Source organism: Actinomyces sp. HMSC065F11 (genome assembly GCF_001813085.1).
GTDB lineage: Bacteria > Actinomycetota > Actinomycetes > Actinomycetales > Actinomycetaceae > Gleimia > Gleimia europaea.
On record NZ_KV811472.1, the window covers coordinates 1 to 15,227 of the forward strand.

The 15,227-nt window shown below is 55.9% G+C and carries 13 protein-coding genes; 3 read left to right on the plus strand and 10 right to left on the minus strand.

What is annotated here, in order from left to right; genetic code table 11:
* Positions 1-349: 349 nt before the first annotated feature.
* Complete coding sequence (tyrS, locus tag HMPREF2891_RS05665) at positions 350-1,615, minus strand: tyrosine--tRNA ligase (protein ID WP_070664332.1); 1,266 nt, start codon at positions 1,613-1,615, stop codon at positions 350-352.
* A gap of 94 nt (positions 1,616-1,709) precedes the next feature.
* Here tyrS and HMPREF2891_RS05670 point away from each other — a divergent pair, with 94 nt between their 5' ends.
* The 3 genes from HMPREF2891_RS05670 to HMPREF2891_RS05680 all read left to right on the plus strand — a co-directional run bounded on the left by HMPREF2891_RS05670 (position 1,710) and on the right by HMPREF2891_RS05680 (position 4,323).
* On the plus strand, positions 1,710-2,243 hold the full coding sequence (locus HMPREF2891_RS05670; RefSeq protein ID WP_070620414.1) for a transcription repressor NadR: 534 nt from the start codon (positions 1,710-1,712) through the stop codon (positions 2,241-2,243).
* A 75-nt stretch (positions 2,244-2,318) separates the two neighbouring features.
* Entirely contained in the window at positions 2,319-3,389 is a 1,071-nt protein-coding gene (locus tag HMPREF2891_RS05675; RefSeq protein ID WP_070664334.1) for a PTS sugar transporter subunit IIC, read from the plus strand.
* A 34-nt stretch (positions 3,390-3,423) separates the two neighbouring features.
* Positions 3,424-4,323 (plus strand): TIGR01777 family oxidoreductase, encoded by a 900-nt coding sequence (locus tag HMPREF2891_RS05680; protein ID WP_070664336.1) that lies wholly within the window; start codon positions 3,424-3,426, stop codon positions 4,321-4,323.
* Positions 4,324-4,380: 57 nt separating this feature from the next.
* On the opposite strand, the gene argH is transcribed toward HMPREF2891_RS05680, so the two are convergent.
* The 9 genes from argH to pheT form a co-directional block, all read right to left on the minus strand.
* On the minus strand, positions 4,381-5,796 hold the full coding sequence (gene argH / locus HMPREF2891_RS05685; RefSeq protein WP_070664338.1) for an argininosuccinate lyase: 1,416 nt from the start codon (positions 5,794-5,796) through the stop codon (positions 4,381-4,383).
* A 5-nt stretch (positions 5,797-5,801) separates the two neighbouring features.
* Positions 5,802-7,034 (minus strand): argininosuccinate synthase, encoded by a 1,233-nt coding sequence (locus tag HMPREF2891_RS05690; RefSeq protein ID WP_034510948.1) that lies wholly within the window; start codon positions 7,032-7,034, stop codon positions 5,802-5,804.
* A complete protein-coding gene (locus HMPREF2891_RS05695) occupies positions 7,031-7,576 on the minus strand; it encodes an arginine repressor (RefSeq protein WP_034510949.1) in 546 nt (181 codons plus the stop codon). Before HMPREF2891_RS05695 ends, HMPREF2891_RS05690 begins: the two co-directional genes overlap by 4 nt.
* Positions 7,573-8,778, minus strand: a complete 1,206-nt coding sequence (locus HMPREF2891_RS05700; protein WP_070664340.1) for an acetylornithine transaminase — start codon at positions 8,776-8,778, stop codon at positions 7,573-7,575. Before HMPREF2891_RS05700 ends, HMPREF2891_RS05695 begins: the two co-directional genes overlap by 4 nt.
* Before the next feature lie 2 nt (positions 8,779-8,780).
* On the minus strand, positions 8,781-9,665 hold the full coding sequence (gene argB / locus HMPREF2891_RS05705) for an acetylglutamate kinase (RefSeq protein WP_070664342.1): 885 nt from the start codon (positions 9,663-9,665) through the stop codon (positions 8,781-8,783).
* Positions 9,662-10,831, minus strand: coding sequence for a bifunctional glutamate N-acetyltransferase/amino-acid acetyltransferase ArgJ (argJ, locus tag HMPREF2891_RS05710; protein WP_070664553.1), 1,170 nt, complete (start codon positions 10,829-10,831; stop codon positions 9,662-9,664). Before argJ ends, argB begins: the two co-directional genes overlap by 4 nt.
* Positions 10,831-11,901, minus strand: coding sequence for an Asd/ArgC dimerization domain-containing protein (locus tag HMPREF2891_RS05715; protein WP_070664344.1), 1,071 nt, complete (start codon positions 11,899-11,901; stop codon positions 10,831-10,833). Before HMPREF2891_RS05715 ends, argJ begins: the two co-directional genes overlap by 1 nt.
* Positions 11,902-11,987: 86 nt before the next feature.
* Positions 11,988-12,482: a flavodoxin domain-containing protein gene (locus HMPREF2891_RS05720; protein ID WP_070620444.1), complete on the minus strand. Its 495-nt coding sequence runs from the start codon at positions 12,480-12,482 to the stop codon at positions 11,988-11,990.
* A 91-nt stretch (positions 12,483-12,573) separates the two neighbouring features.
* Complete coding sequence (pheT, locus tag HMPREF2891_RS05725; protein ID WP_070664345.1) at positions 12,574-15,225, minus strand: phenylalanine--tRNA ligase subunit beta; 2,652 nt, start codon at positions 15,223-15,225, stop codon at positions 12,574-12,576.
* Positions 15,226-15,227: the final 2 nt, after the last annotated feature.

The following is a 15,227-nucleotide window of genomic DNA, read 5'->3' on the forward strand; positions in this document are numbered from 1 at the left end:
ACACACTATCGAGTTCACAAACAACACCCACACACACTCATCCCAACAAAATCTAGTAGGGAAAGAAGTGAGGTGTAACGCTGTTTCTGAGTTTTCACTGCCTGAAACAGCTTCTCTAGCTTACCAGGTTGCAATCACTTGTCAAGATTCCTGACTCGGATCACACTTCCTAGAAGCAGGCCGCGAAACTTTTGGGCTTTGCCGTCTGTCTCGCAACGAGTTTCAACTTTACACATTCACTTTTAGCCGGTCAAACGAATCTGCGGTGACTCCCACCACACGCATAGTTTGGGCCGGGAGTGTGCGGGCATACGTGCCCCTACATTCCCGGCCACCAGGCTAGACTGCCCTACTTGGCAGGACGCACTACTGCTAGATTCCGCCTTCCCTTACGGATCAAAACGGTTCCATCTGCCAAGGCGTCCTCGGCACTAATAATCTGGTCTTCACTCTCAACACGCTCATTGTTTAGGTACGCGCCGCCCGAGGATACAGTTGTGCGCGCGGCACGCTTGCCCTTTTCTAAACCGGCTGCAACCAGAGCATCCACGATCGTTGCCTCACCAAATGCGACCTCACCGGCCGGCAACTCCGACGTAGCCGCAGACAAAGTCGCTGCATCAACCTTCTTCAGGTCGCCACTACCCCACAGAGCGTTGGTGGCCTCCAGCACGCGCTGCAGAGTTTCTTCACCGTGAACCAACTTGGTCACCTCAGCTGCAAGAGCTTTTTGCGCCTCACGCTTATACGGGGCATCCTCTACCGTTTTTTCAAGACGCTCAATCTGCGGGCGATCTAGGAATGTGAAAACCTTCAAGAAACGCACCACATCAGCATCATCCACATTCAGCCAGAACTGGTAGAACGCGTACGGCGACAACATGTCCGGATTCAGCCAGACGGCCCCGCCCTCTGATTTACCAAACTTCGTGCCATCCGCCTTCGTGATGAGAGGCGTGGTCATTACGCTGACCTCCACGTCCTCCACCTTGCGAATCAAGTCGAGGCCGCCAACCAGGTTGCCCCACTGATCATCGCCGCCAGTCTCAAGCGTGCAACCGTAACGACGGTAAAGCTGCAGGTAGTCATTAGCTTGGAGGATCTGGTACGAAAACTCCGTGTAAGAAATGCCTTCCTTAGAGCTCAGGCGCCGGGCAACCGCGTCTTTGGAGAGCATCGTTCCCATCCGGAAGAACTTACCCAAATCACGGAGCAAGTCGATAGCGGATAGCTCTGACGTCCAATCCAAGTTGTTCACCATTAGTGCGGCGTTCTCGCCCTCGAAATCAAGGAAGCGCGAAATCTGCTTCTTCAGGCTCTCTACCCAGCCTTCAACAACCTCACGAGGCTGCAATGTGCGCTCGCCCGACATGCGCGGATCGCCAATGAGGCCGGTTGCACCGCCAACCAAAGCCAAAGGACGATGTCCCGCGAGCTGTAGGTGACGCATTAAAATCAACTGGACCAAATGCCCGTGATGCAACGAAGGTGCAGTTGGATCAAAACCGCAATAGAAAGTGACCGGCCCCGAAGACAGTTCCTTACGCAACTTATCTAGATCGGTGTGCTGACGGATCAATCCCCGCCACTGCAGATCATCAATTAGATCGGCCACTTCTATTCCTTCCAAATAACAACATTTTCCGATGGCATTCTAAGCCACCGCCACAATTTTTCACTATTTATCATCTTTTGGCTAACGTGTTCCTATGGTGAGAAAGGGAAATCGCTGTATTAGCAACGACAGGCGTAGCACGATTCTGAGAAAGCTAGAAAGCTCGGACGCTCCTATTTCCGCCACCGCATTTGGAGACCTGCTTGGCGTGACCAGGCAAGTCATCGTCAAAGATATTGCCCTCTTGCGCGCCGAAGGCGTCCCCATCTTTTCAACCAATCGTGGATACCTGCTGATTCGCCCGGTCCAGCTACCTCGACGCGAATTTAAAGTTCGCCACGACTACGGCGAAACCAAAACCGAACTGGCGCTAATTATCGAGCATGGCGGACGCGTGCTGGACATCAAGATCGATCACCCGCAGTACGGAGAAATCAGCGCCGATCTAAACGTGATATCACCCAAGAGTTTGAAAAACTTCCTGGAAAGCTTTGAACGGCCCCAACGTCTCTCTCGACTCACTGACGGCTACCACAAGCATACGGTCGAAGCCGATAGTGAAGAAACACTCGACGCGATTGAGGCGGCGTTAGGCGAACACGGCTTCTTGTCCGAGCCCAAGCAATAATCCGAATTTGGGATAACTCAACGCTCTGATAACGTCTACCTGAGTGTATATACAGTAGCGCTTTGGAGATGGGCGATGAAAATCCCAAATAGAGTAAAAACCTCGGCAAACCGATTCTTTATCGACGGCCTAACCGGCATGGCACATGGCCTTTTTGCCACACTAATCATTGGCACAATTATGGTTTCAATTGGAAACCTGCTCCCCGACGTTGTTGGAAAACCACTGGTGCTGATGGGATCCATCGCCTCCGTTCTGACTGGGGCAGGCATCGGTATTGGTGTCGCACACCGGCTAGAAGCCAGCACCTATGTACTCGCAGGCACCGGAGTTGCGGGCATGGTTGGCGCCCACGCGGGCAAAATCCTCGACGCTGGAGTAGTAGACGGCCTGACCATGCAACTGCTCGGCCCCGGCGAGCCCCTCGGAGCCTTTCTTGCCTCGTTCGTAGCTGTTGAAATCGGCCGAGCAGTGTCCGGGAAAACTCCCGTGGACATCCTCGTGACACCGTTTGTAACAATCGTTTCCGGATCACTACTTGGACTTCTAATTGGTCCTCCAATCTCAGCCATGATGCTAAGCCTTGGAGACATCATCAACTGGGGCACCATGCATCGCCCCTTCACAATGGGAATCATCGTTTCCGTGGTCATGGGCATCATCCTCACTCTGCCCATCTCGTCCGCCGCGCTATCGATCATTCTTGGACTATCCGGCCTCGCAGCCGGAGCCGCAACCGTTGGAACCTCCGCACAAATGGTTGGGTTCGCCGTGGCCTCCTACCGCGAAAACAAGGTTTCCGGCCTCATCGCCCAAGGACTTGGAACATCCATGCTGCAAGTACCCAACATCTTGCGCCACCCCCAAATCTGGATCCCACCGATCCTCACCTCTGCTATCCTCGGCCCCATAGCTACAACCGTCTTCCACATGGAGAGCAACGCTGCTGGCGCGGGCATGGGCACCTCCGGCCTAGTCGGCCAAATCATGACTTGGACTGTCATGTCCGAAACCACGAACCCTGCGACGCTACTGGCACTAATCGTTGGGCTCCACTTCGTTGCTCCCGCGCTACTAACGCTAGGCATTTCCGAAATCATGCGTAAACGAGGGTGGATTAAACCCGGGCAAATGAAGCTGCCCTAATGCGCACCCGTGCGGGCAGGTGTAACAATGAAGCATGCGTAAAAGGATTGTTATAGGCGGCGCAAGTGGCTTTGTGGGCACCGCGCTACAAAATGAACTCAAGAACAGCGATTGGGAAATCATTCGCTTAACGCGTAGTGAACCGGGGCCTGGCGAAGCCCGCTGGCACCCCGACGCCGACGACATCGACCCTCGGAACCTCGCGGGAGTCGATGCTGTGGTTTGTCTTAACGGCGCGCCACTCGCGCGCTGGCCCTGGACCCACGCATACAAGCATGAGCTGGTGAACTCGCGGCTAAAATCAGTCAAAACTCTGGCCGACGCTATTAACTCCCTACCAGAATCTCAGCGCCCCAAAACATTCCTTACCGGCTCCGCAGTTGGCTACTACGGTTCGCGCGACAACGAAGTGTTGGAAGAAGACTCGCAGCCAGCCAATGACTTTCTTGGCGGACTATGCCAAGTGTGGGAGCGAGAATCTCAGCGCGCCAAGGTGAACCGCGTTGTCAACATTCGTACTGGCCTGGTTCTGGAGGATGGCGGAGGTATGCTCCACGCCCTTGAACCCCTGTTCAAAACATTCCTCGGCGGTCGCCTGGGCGATGGGCGACAATGGATGCCCACTATTTCACTACGCGACCACGTGCGCGCGGTGCGGTTCCTGTTAGAGAATCCGCAGCTGGAAGGCGCGTTCAACCTGACCGGGCCAAATCCATGCACGAACGAAGAGTTCACAGCCGGGGCAGCCGCCCACTACCGTCGCGTTCCCGGCCCACCTGTGCCTGCGTTCGCCCTGCGCATGGTACTTGGCGACATGGCCGTGCTTGCCACTTCTTCACAATACGCTGTACCAACAAGACTTCTTGAAGCGGGCTTCCAGTTCAAGGACGAGATCCTGCAGGAGCAACTGCAAAGTTCTACTTCCATTAGGTAAAACGAATCGGGCGGGCCTGCGAAAATACCGCAAGCCCGCCCGACTCTTAGAACATCATTAGCTAGATGCGAGGCGGCGCCGGAGCTGCGTAACCTTTTGCTCCAACTCGGCCTTCTGCTCGCGCACCCGGCTTGGAGCCGTACCTCCCCGACCGGCACGGGCCGCAACCGAGCCCTGCGCGGAAAGTACACTCCGGACATCAGCCGTTAAAGCCTCATGAATCCCGCAGAACTCTTCATCCGATAGATCCCACAGTTCACGATCAGTTGCATCTGCAAGCGCCACGCAGCGCCCCGAGATCTCATGCGCATCGCGGAAGGGCACGCCCTTCTTCACCAACCATTCCGCGATATCGGTTGCCAGTGAAAAACCGCGGGGAGCCAGATACTCCATACGATCGGTGTGCAGCGTCATGGTCTGGATCATCCCGGTCATTGCTGGCAAGAGGACATCGAGTGTATCGATCTGATCGAAAACCGGCTCCTTATCTTCTTGCAGGTCGCGATCATAAGCGAGCGGAAGCCCCTTCAAGACAGTCATCAAGCCAGTGAGGTCACCAATCATCCGGCCCGACTTACCGCGCGCAAGTTCTGCAATATCCGGATTCTTCTTCTGCGGCATAATCGACGATCCTGTCGAAAATGAATCATCGAGTGTCACGTACCCAAACTCGACCGTGTTCCAGATGATGATTTCTTCCGCCAAACGCGACAGGTTCACACCAATCATCGCCGCGATGAAAGAAAATTCGGCGGCCACGTCACGCGCGGACGTGGCGTCAATCGAGTTCTCACAAACCTCGTCAAACCCAAGTTCTGCGGCAATATTGGCCGGATCCATCCCCAGCGTATTACCCGCAAGCGCACCCGCACCGTAAGGGGACTTCACAGCGCGCTTATCCCAGTCAGAAAGGCGCTCTAAATCCCGGATCAGTGGCCACGCATGCGCCATCAGATGATGGGCGACGAGGACGGGCTGGGCGTGTTGCATGTGGGTACGTCCCGGCATGATTGCCTCACCCGCCTCACCAACTTGATGCAAAATAGCATCCACGAGGTCGAGCACTCGGCCCGACAGGTGCTTTGCCTCATCACGCAGGTACATGCGGATTAGTGTGGCGATCTGGTCATTTCGAGAACGCCCCGCACGCAACTTGCCACCCAGTTCACTTCCGGCGCGTTCGAGTAAGCCACGCTCCAGTGCGGTATGCACGTCCTCATCACCGGGCTGCGGCGCAAACTTGCCGCTCGCCACGTCCTCATCGAGTGAGGAAAGCGCCGCTAGCATGGCGTCAAGCTCTGCTTCGGTGAGCAGGCCGACTCGGCCAAGCTCCCTCGCATGTGCTTTCGAACCAGCAATATCCACTCGGGCTAATCGCCAATCAAAATGGGTAGAAACCGAAAGCGCATCCAACGCCTGCGCGGGCGCGCCGGTGAACCTACCGCCCCAAAGACTAACGTTGTCGTTTGACATATCCCCTACTTGGTTGCCTCGAACGCGTCACCGTGCTCAAAACGAACGTCGCGGGCGGCGGCGAGCTTAGAGCTTAGACCGTAGATCTCAATGAATCCGCGAGCGTGGGACTGGTCAAATGTGTCACCCGTTTCATAGGTGGCCAAGTTAAAGTCATACAGCGAGGTATCAGACTTGCGTCCCGTTACCGTCACGCGGCCACCGTGCAGGACGATACGCACATCGCCGGACACGTAGCTTTGCGTGTGATCAATGAAAGCGTCGAGAGACTGCTTGAGCGGCGAGAACCACTGTGCCTCGTAAACGAGTTCACCCCAGCGCATGTCTACGCGACGCTTGTAGCGGTGCTGCTCACGCTCAAGAGTGACATTCTCCAGCTCCTGGTGCGCCTTAATTAACGTAACCGCACCCGGGGCCTCGTAAATCTCACGAGACTTGATACCAACCATGCGGTCTTCAACGATGTCAATACGGCCAACGCCCTGAGCGCCGGCGCGCGTGTTGAGCTCTTGAATAATCTGCAGGGGCGTGAGCTTGCGGCCATCAATCGCCACGGGGATGCCCTTTTCGAAAGTCAAGACGAGTTCGTCTGGAAGCGGGGGGTAAGTGGGATCATCCGTGTACGAGTAGACGTCCTTGGTGGGCGCGTTCCACAGATCCTCAAGGAAGCCTGTCTCGATGGCGCGACCCCAAACGTTTTGGTCAATAGAGAACGGGTTTGACTTGGTGGTCTCAATGGGTAGCTTGTGCTTGTTGGCGTAGTCGATTGCCACGTCGCGAGTAAGTGCGAGGTCACGAACCGGAGCAATACAATCCAAGTCCGGCGCGATCGAGGTAAACGACACTTCGAAACGAACCTGATCATTGCCCTTACCCGTACACCCGTGTGCCATCGTAGTGGCCCCAAATTCGCGGGCCGCCTTCACCAGGTGGCGGGAAATCAGCGGGCGAGAAAGCGCAGAAACCAGAGGATATTCACCCTGGTAGAGGCCGTTTGCCTTCAGCGCTGGCATACAGTAATCGTTAGCGAACTCGTCACGCGCATCAGCTACGTAGGCCTCAACGGCACCGCAGTCTAGAGCACGCTGGCGAATCACCTCAAGATCCTCACCGCCCTGGCCCACGTCAACGGCAACGGCGATAACTTCCGCGCCTGTACGCTCCCCGATCCAACCGATCGCAACAGAGGTATCTAGACCGCCCGAGTAGGCAAGAACAATCCGGTTTTTCTTACTCATTTATTTTCTTCTTTCTGTAGCTCTTGGCTGGAAGTTTTAACGCCTTCCGCATATTTGAGTAGCTTGTCGCAGTACGCCTGCGCGGCCTCATCTGATACGCATACGACGATAATCGTGTCATCTCCCGCAACGGATCCGAGTACCGTTTCATCCCTAGAAAAGTCGATAGCCGAGCCGAGGAGGTTAGCAGCTCCCGCCGGGGTGCGAAGCACCACCAAGTTGTTTGCTGTGGCTCCTCCTACCAGCAGATCCTGGCACCAGCGCTGCAACTTCTGTTCCGCGCCTTCCTCGCCCCATTCCACCGGTCGCTCCGGGTTAGCCAGCGCATAGATCTGGCGTCCGTCCACGCCTCTAACCTTTGTTGCTCGCACTTCCAAAAGATCACGTGAAAGCGTTGCTTGAGCAACGAAAATGCCGACCTCTTCTAATGCTTCGCGCAAATCCGACTGAGACGCGATCTGCCGGGTTGCGAGGATCTGTTCAATCGCCGCGTGCCGCCCAGCCTTCGAGGCTGGCGTGCGGGTGTTATCCGAATCTTTCACAGCTCTCCTTCGCTATAGCTTCTTGAAATAATGCCGGGCAAGGCCGCCGTGAACGCATCCGCCTGCTCCCCGGTAAGTATCAGTGGTGGCGCTATCCGGATGGTTGTGGGATTGGCCGCGTTAATGATAAACCCGCTGGCTTGCGCCACCTTAACAGCCATGCCGGCACGCGGTTCATCAATTTCAATGCCGACCAGCAAGCCGCGGCCTCTAACCTGTTTAATATGTGGATTTTTGAGAGCGCGGATGCTATCCATCCACTGATCCCCCAAGATTCGTGCATGTTCGAGGAGGCCATCGGACTTGATCGTACGAATCACCGCGAGCGCCGCAGCCGCGGCAACGGGGTTACCTCCAAACGTGGTTCCGTGCATACCCGGCTTCAAAACCGCGCTTGCAACGGAAGATAAAGTAATCGTTGCGCCGATCGGAACTCCCCCACCGAGTGCTTTTGCAAGGGTCACAACGTCTGGAACCACCCCGGCGCTATGATGGGCCATCCACTGTCCTGTACGCCCCATTCCGGTTTGCACCTCGTCTACAACGAGGAGCGCTTCGTTTCGATCACACAGTGTGCGCGCCCGCGTCAAGAAATTAGGCGGAACCTCGATTACTCCCGCCTCACCCTGAATCGGCTCGAGGAAAACACCCGCAACATTACCTGCGGAAAATGCCTTCTCTAAAGCGATAGTTGTAGGATCGATCCACTCTATATTCGAGATGAGGGGTGCGAAAGGCTCCCTATAAGCCGGCTTGTACGTAAGGGACAGCGCCCCGAGAGATCGGCCATGGAATGCGTTTTTTAACGCAAGAATGCGATTCTTACCAGTAGCGTTCCCGTGCGCCTTTACGATCTTCAAGGCGGCCTCGTTTGCCTCTGTTCCCGAGTTTGAAAGAAACACTTTGGCTTGGCCAGATCCGCCCACGATCTCACGCAGTGCTTCGCCCAGTTCGATTTGGGGCATCGTTGCGAAGAAATTCGAGGCGTGCACCAGCGTGCGCACCTGCTTTTCAACCGCCTGCGCAATAGCCGGATGGGCGTGGCCGAGTGCATTCACAGCGATTCCGCCCAGCAAGTCCATGTACGTGTTGCCATCCGCATCTTCCACGTACACGCCCTCCCCACGGGTCAACACCATCGCAGGAACACCAAACACGCCGAGCATAGATTCCTCATAGCGGGCAAGCCAGTTTGAATCCACAGCTACCCCTCCTCGGTAATCATCGTGCCCACGCCCTCGTCGGTGAAAACCTCTAGGAGCATCGAGTGGGGAACGCGTCCGTCAATCACATGCACCTGCTCAACGCCGCCTGCAAGCGCAGACAAAGCGGCCTGCGCCTTCGGGATCATTCCCGCAGCAAGCGATGGCATCAACTCTTCGAGTTGCGCGCGGCTCATCCGATTAAGCAGCGAAGATTTATCTTCAAAGTCTTGGTAAATCCCCTCCACGTCCGTAAGCATAATGAGTTTTTGCGCTCCCACGGCCACCGCGATCGCCGCCGCAGCCGCGTCAGCGTTAACGTTAAGCACATCGCCTGGAGAATCCTCATCAATCGCAATCGACGAGATCACCGGGATACGGCCATGACTAACAAGATCCTCTACAGGCGCTGGGTTTACCCCCGCCACGTCACCGACCTGCCCCAAATCTACCGGTTTACCATCAACGACCTGCACCTTGCGACGTGCGTGTAACAGTGCGGCGTCCTCACCAGACAACCCCACTGCAGCGATCGAGCGTTCATTCAGGAGTGATACGAGTTCGCGCTGCACTTTTCCAGCCAGGACCATGCGCACCACCTCCATCACTTCAGGCGTTGTCACGCGAAAGCCATCCGCAAACGGGGCCTGTAGCCCTAGGCGATCCAGCATTTCGTTGATTTGTGGGCCGCCCCCATGCACCACTATTGGATGCACGCCCCACGTATGCAAAAACGACACGTCAACCGCAAATGCGCGTTGCAACTGCGGCGAGATCATTGCATTGCCACCATATTTGATCACAACTTTGCGGCCCGAATAACGCCGCAGCCATGGCTCGGACTCAAGCAAAATCTTGGTCTTGTCCAATGCTGAAAGATTACTCATGATGTGTATGCACTGTTCTCGTGTACGTACGCGTGCGTCAAGTCCGTTGTGTAAACGGTTGCTGAACTATTGCCAGCACCCAGGTCGATCTCTATCTTGACCTCCTGGGCTGCCGCCAAATCAAGCGATTCCTTAGGATCACCGACACTGCCGTTCTTGCAAATCATCACGCCGTTGATTGAAACATTTACCTTGCCCACATCAAACGGAGCTACCCAGCTTGGAACCGTGCCGATCTGCGACAAAATGCGCCCCCAATTTGGGTCATTTCCAAAAATTGCGGTCTTCACCAAGTTTGAACGAGACACCGCACGTGCCACTTCGACTGCGGCCGCCTCACTACTTGCACCACTAACCGTGATGTCTACGAAATGCTCAGCCCCCTCCGCGTCATCACGAAGCATCTTCGCCAGCTTTGTGCAAGCCTGCTCCAATGCAGTAGCGAAAGTAGCCTCATCTGGCGTAATCCCCGATTCTCCCGAAGCGAGCACTATCACCGTATCGTTAGTGGACATACATCCGTCCGTATCGAGGCGGTTGAAACTCACCTGGACGGCGTGACGAAGGGCGCTATCAAGAGCTTCATTATCAATAACCGCGTCGGTTGTTATCACGCACAGCATGGTGGCAAGTGCAGGAGCCAGCATCCCCGCCCCCTTGGCCATACCTCCAACGCGCCACCCGTCCACCTCAATCTGGACCTCTTTTGGAACGGTATCGGTTGTCATGATTGCCGAGGCCGCGCTGGTTGCGCCCGATACCTCAAGGCCGCTCACCAAGGCTGGAATCGCCCGGGTGATAGCCGCCGTATCAAGGTACTCTCCGATCACTCCTGTGGAGCAAACCGCGATTTTTGCCTGGTCCACACCCGCCGCAAGGGAAAGCTCATTCACGCAAGCTTCCACATCCTTTCGGCCTTGCTCTCCCGTACAGGCGTTAGCGTTACCCGAATTGAGCAATACGTGTGTAACCACGCCGTTTCGCATCTGTGCGCGCGAGAATTTAACGGGCTCTGCCTCTACACGGTTCGATGTAAAAACTGCGGCCGCTGCCGGTAAAATCCCCTCGTTTACTACCAGAGCGAGATCTTTACCTCCGGATGCTTTTAAACCCGCTGCGATTCCGGCCGCCGCAAAGCCCTTTGGGAAACAAACACCCGTGACCATCACAACACTCCGTTCATGTAGATGCCGAGGCACTCGTCGAAACCAAACGCCAAATTAGCCGCTTGAACCGCGGCAGCTGCAGTTCCCTTGCCCAGATTGTCGATCGCTGTCATCGCCGTGAGAACACCCGTATTCGGGTTCACTCCCGCCCACACCTGCGCGCGGCCGGTTCCTACCACCGGACCAGATTGAGGGTAAGCCGGGGAAAGCTCAATCAGTTTCTCTGCGCCGTAGACGGCACTGTACGCCTCTTGCAATTCGGAAGTCGACACACCATCCGTGGCAGTGTTCACCACTGCAACGATCCCTCGCGAAGTGGGAACGAGGACGGGAGTCATCTCCACCTCAATTTCGCCCGCTCCGCAAACCTGTAGATTTTGCACAATCTCGGGAATATGGCGGTGCTTTCCAACTGCTGAGTACGGCGCAATGTTGGAAAGCGCACTGGTTGCCATCAAATGTGGCTTGGCGCTGCGCCCCGCGCCGGAATAACCAACTGCAAGCGTAGCCACAAGCGACCCGGAGCTAACAAATCCCGCCGCCACAGCCGGCATCATTGCAAGTGTTACCGCAGTAACGTTACAACCGGGCACTGCCACGGCGCGTGAGTTTTTGAGGATTTTGCGTTGAGTATCCGCTTTTTTCTGCTTCCCGGAGAGAATCGCGCCCGCCTCATCAGCGTGGACGAGTTCGGGCATCGCATAGTCCCACGCCCGCATGTGCGGGCCGCCGTAGAATTGCTGCCACGACTCCTTTGACTTGAGACGGTGATCCGCACCCGCATCGATCACCACTGGGCCGCCTTCCAGTGCGCTAGTAATCTCTGCAGATTTACCATGCGGAAGGGCCACAAAAACCAGATCGAGAGACGACAGAGCATCAACTTCAAACGGTTGAATAATCTTGTCGGCTAAAGCTGGAATATGCGGGTTCAAATCACCAAACCGAGTGCCCGCAGAAGAAGCGGCAACAAGCACGCGGACATCGAAATGCGGATGTTCACTCAGAATACGGGCGATCTCGCTACCCGCAAAGCCCGATGCGCCAACAATGCCAACAGAAACACTCATGCGAATAACTATAACATGCTATGAATAGTTATCAACTAAGTGTTTATATAGTGAATCCCCGACCCGAAAACGAGCCGGGGATAGTCTCAGCCCAGAGACTTTACATCTTTAGCAACAGAGCGCGCCCACCCACGAATGTCATCCCAATCGCGGAAGTCGCCTTCAACTGCGCCGCCAAGACGAGCAATCGTGCGCTCACGCAACGTCAGCTTGGACGGGTCGAGACATCCTGAGAATTGCTTGTTCATCCGCGGTTGCACACCGATCTGGGTGGCGCCCACGCGAGCCGGATCCTTCACGAGCCCTGTGGGAACTGAAGACAGCCCCGCAGAGAACGTCCACAGATGCTTCTCAAACAACTCCGCTTGATGTTCCTTCATGAAGGTACGCATCGACTCTTCCCACTGCGTCATGTGAACGGAAGAACCGAGCACAACACCGCCGTACTCAGAAATGTCCTTCGCGTCCGCAGCATTGACAATGTCTACATCAACACCTTCGCTACGCATCTCCTCGTAAATCGCATTGGCGATGTCACGGGTAGATCCGTGGCGAGATGCCCATACAACCAAAATCTTCATAGCTCTAGTTTGCCCTATTTATTACCGATAGCACAGTTTGAGACAGGGAGTTCACACCACAAATCGAAGCGCGAACTCCCCGCTCAACCAGTTAGGCGCGCAGTTTTGCGCCAAGCTGGTTAGAAAGACGCGTGATTATCGCTTCCCTGACCTTTGCCGTCTCATCCGACTTCAACGTGTGGTCGGCAGCGCGCATCCGGAGTGCGAACGCCAACGATCGCTTGCCTTCATCGATTTGCGAACCACGGTATTCGTCAAACAACTCCACGCCTTCCAGCAAATCTCCCCCGGCGGCGTAGATCGCATCAACCACCATCGAGACGGGAATATCCGCATCCAGCACAACGGCAATATCTTCCTTCACCACGGGGAAAGTGGAAACGGCAGAAACCGTAATCGGGTTGGCCGGCATTGCCTTGATCAATGCATCGAGATCTAGCTCAAGTGCGCCCGACCGCTTAGGCAAACCGTATTCCTTAACCACGGCCGGATGAAGCTCGCCCGCGCGACCAACTTCAACCAAATTCTTTTTCTGCCTGACGAACAGCACTGCACAGCGGCCCGGGTGCCACGGAGCGGCTTCCTCCGGGGTAGCAACCGGCTTCGGAGCAGGCTTTCCGTGGGTCAACTGAACCTGCGGATCGCGGTACAGCGGCGCAACCTCTACTTGCACGCCCAAAGCAGAACCGACAGCGAGGGCAGCCTCTAAAACATCAGCCCAACCGAAGTCCCGAGCCCCTGCACGAATGGCACTGCCAACCGCTGACCCACCGGCAACGAGACCAAGGTGCCACGGCTGTTTAGGAGTTCCGCGATGAAGGGCACCAATCTCACGGCCACTGGGGCGCTGCTCTGCCGAAGGAATAGGAGAAGGCTTCGTACCCTGCGGGCGCGTAACCATGCCCAGCTCGAAAACGCGAACTGATTCAGCACCGCGGGCAGCGTTGCGCTGCGCCGTTTCCAGTAGCGTATCGATGATGGAAGAGCGCAGATTGGGCGCGCCATCCACTAGCGGGTTACGAAGAGTAACCACCTCTCTACGCTCATCGCCATCCAGAATGCGCTGGCGATCGTGCGCGTCACCAATAAATGGGTAGGATCCCACCTCGACAAAACCGCGGTCTGCAAGCGTGCGCGCCGCGAACCGGCGAGCCACCTGCGCCTTGGGCAATCCAACACCGGCTGGTGCCTTAGGCAGTACCGGTTCGATATTGTCGTAGCCGTCAAGGCGCGCAATCTCTTCCACAAGGTCACAAGGCTCAGTCAAATCTGGCCTCCAGGAGGGGGCCGTCACGGAAAGCACATTTTCACGGCGTTCGACCGTTGCACCAATCGTTTCGAGAAGCTCGATAACCCGCTGCTCACCATACTCCACGCCCGTCAAGCGAGCAGGTTCAGACAGCTTCATCTCGATAGCTTCGCGCCTGGGAACCTCGTTGTAATCGGTAACCGGAGAATCCGCTACTCCACCGCCGTACTCAACCAGCAAATCAACCACGCGTTGCGCTGCAACCGGTGGAAGCTCTGGATCCACCCCTCGTTCAAAGCGTTTTGCAGCCTCCGAAGGAATCTTGTGGCGCCGCGATGTACGCGCAATAGAGACAGCGTGAAAGTGCGCGGCCTCAACCAAAACGTCAGTAGTGGCCTCCTCAACTTCTGAATACTGGCCACCCATCACGCCAGCCAGACCAAGAATCCGGCTACCGCGCTGGCCGTTAGGGCTATCGGTAATCAGAAGGTCCTCCGAATCGAGCTTGCGTTCGACCTCATCGAGGGTCACGAGGGTCTCGCCACCGTTCGCGCGGCGCACCACTATAGGCTCCGCGAGCGCCGCCAAATCGTATGCGTGTAGCGGTTGGCCGAGATCTAACATCACGTAGTTGGTGATGTCGACCGGTAGCGAGATGGAGCGCATCCCCATCGCTTCCAGACGCTTAACCATCCATGCTGGCGTCGGCGCATTTGGGTTGATACCACGCACGATGCGGGTAACGAACCTATCGCAACCTACCCTGCCATGAATCGGAGAGCTATCATCAACCTCGATCTTGAAACCTTCAGCGTTAGCAGCCGGAGGCTGTGTCTTTAGGTTTTGAGCAAGACCTAGGTCTGTGAACTTCGCTCCCGTCGAATGCGAGTATTCCCTTGCGACCCCGCGCATGGAAAAACAGTAGCCTCGATCTGGCGTGACATTGATTTCCAACAGTTCCTCACCCAGGCCGAGAAGACCAATGATGTCCTCACCTGGTGCAGGAATCTCGCTTTCATCAAATTTTTCTGTAAGGACAATAATTCCATCGTGCTCATCCGACAGGCCAAGTTCGCGTTCTGAACAAATCATGCCGTCAGAAATGTGGCCGTAGGTCTTACGTGCAGAGATAACGAAATCACCCGGAAGGACGCCGCCAGGAAGGACAACGGCAACTAGGTCTCCAACTTTGAAGTTATGAGCACCGCAAATGATGCCACGTGAGGGCAGATCCGAAGGCTCTTTGCCCTCACCGGGCGCATCATTGTGAACGCCAACATCCACGCGACAGTAGTTAATAATCTTGCCGTTGGACTGCTCTTTAGCTTCCAACGTAAGGACACGACCAACCACCAGCGGGCCTTGCACAGCTGCACGGTGAATCGTCTCTTCTTCCAAACCTACCTTCACTAGATCGGAGGCGAGGCGCTGCGCATCAGTGCCGGGGAGAACCTCCACATGATCGCGAAGCCAAGAAATCGGTACGTTTGGCATTC

Coding starts and splice junctions, on each gene's coding strand:
- HMPREF2891_RS05670 (WP_070620414.1), top strand. CDS start 1,710: ATGGTGAGAAAGGGAAATCGCTGTATTAGCAACGACAGGCGTAGCACG.
- HMPREF2891_RS05675 (WP_070664334.1), top strand. CDS start 2,319: ATGAAAATCCCAAATAGAGTAAAAACCTCGGCAAACCGATTCTTTATC.
- HMPREF2891_RS05680 (WP_070664336.1), top strand. CDS start 3,424: ATGCGTAAAAGGATTGTTATAGGCGGCGCAAGTGGCTTTGTGGGCACC.
- argH (WP_070664338.1), bottom strand. CDS start 5,796: ATGTCAAACGACAACGTTAGTCTTTGGGGCGGTAGGTTCACCGGCGCG.
- HMPREF2891_RS05690 (WP_034510948.1), bottom strand. CDS start 7,034: ATGAGTAAGAAAAACCGGATTGTTCTTGCCTACTCGGGCGGTCTAGAT.
- argB (WP_070664342.1), bottom strand. CDS start 9,665: ATGAGTAATCTTTCAGCATTGGACAAGACCAAGATTTTGCTTGAGTCC.
- argJ (WP_070664553.1), bottom strand. CDS start 10,831: ATGGTCACGGGTGTTTGTTTCCCAAAGGGCTTTGCGGCGGCCGGAATC.
- HMPREF2891_RS05715 (WP_070664344.1), bottom strand. CDS start 11,901: ATGAGTGTTTCTGTTGGCATTGTTGGCGCATCGGGCTTTGCGGGTAGC.
- HMPREF2891_RS05720 (WP_070620444.1), bottom strand. CDS start 12,482: ATGAAGATTTTGGTTGTATGGGCATCTCGCCACGGATCTACCCGTGAC.
- pheT (WP_070664345.1), bottom strand. CDS start 15,225: ATGCCAAACGTACCGATTTCTTGGCTTCGCGATCATGTGGAGGTTCTC.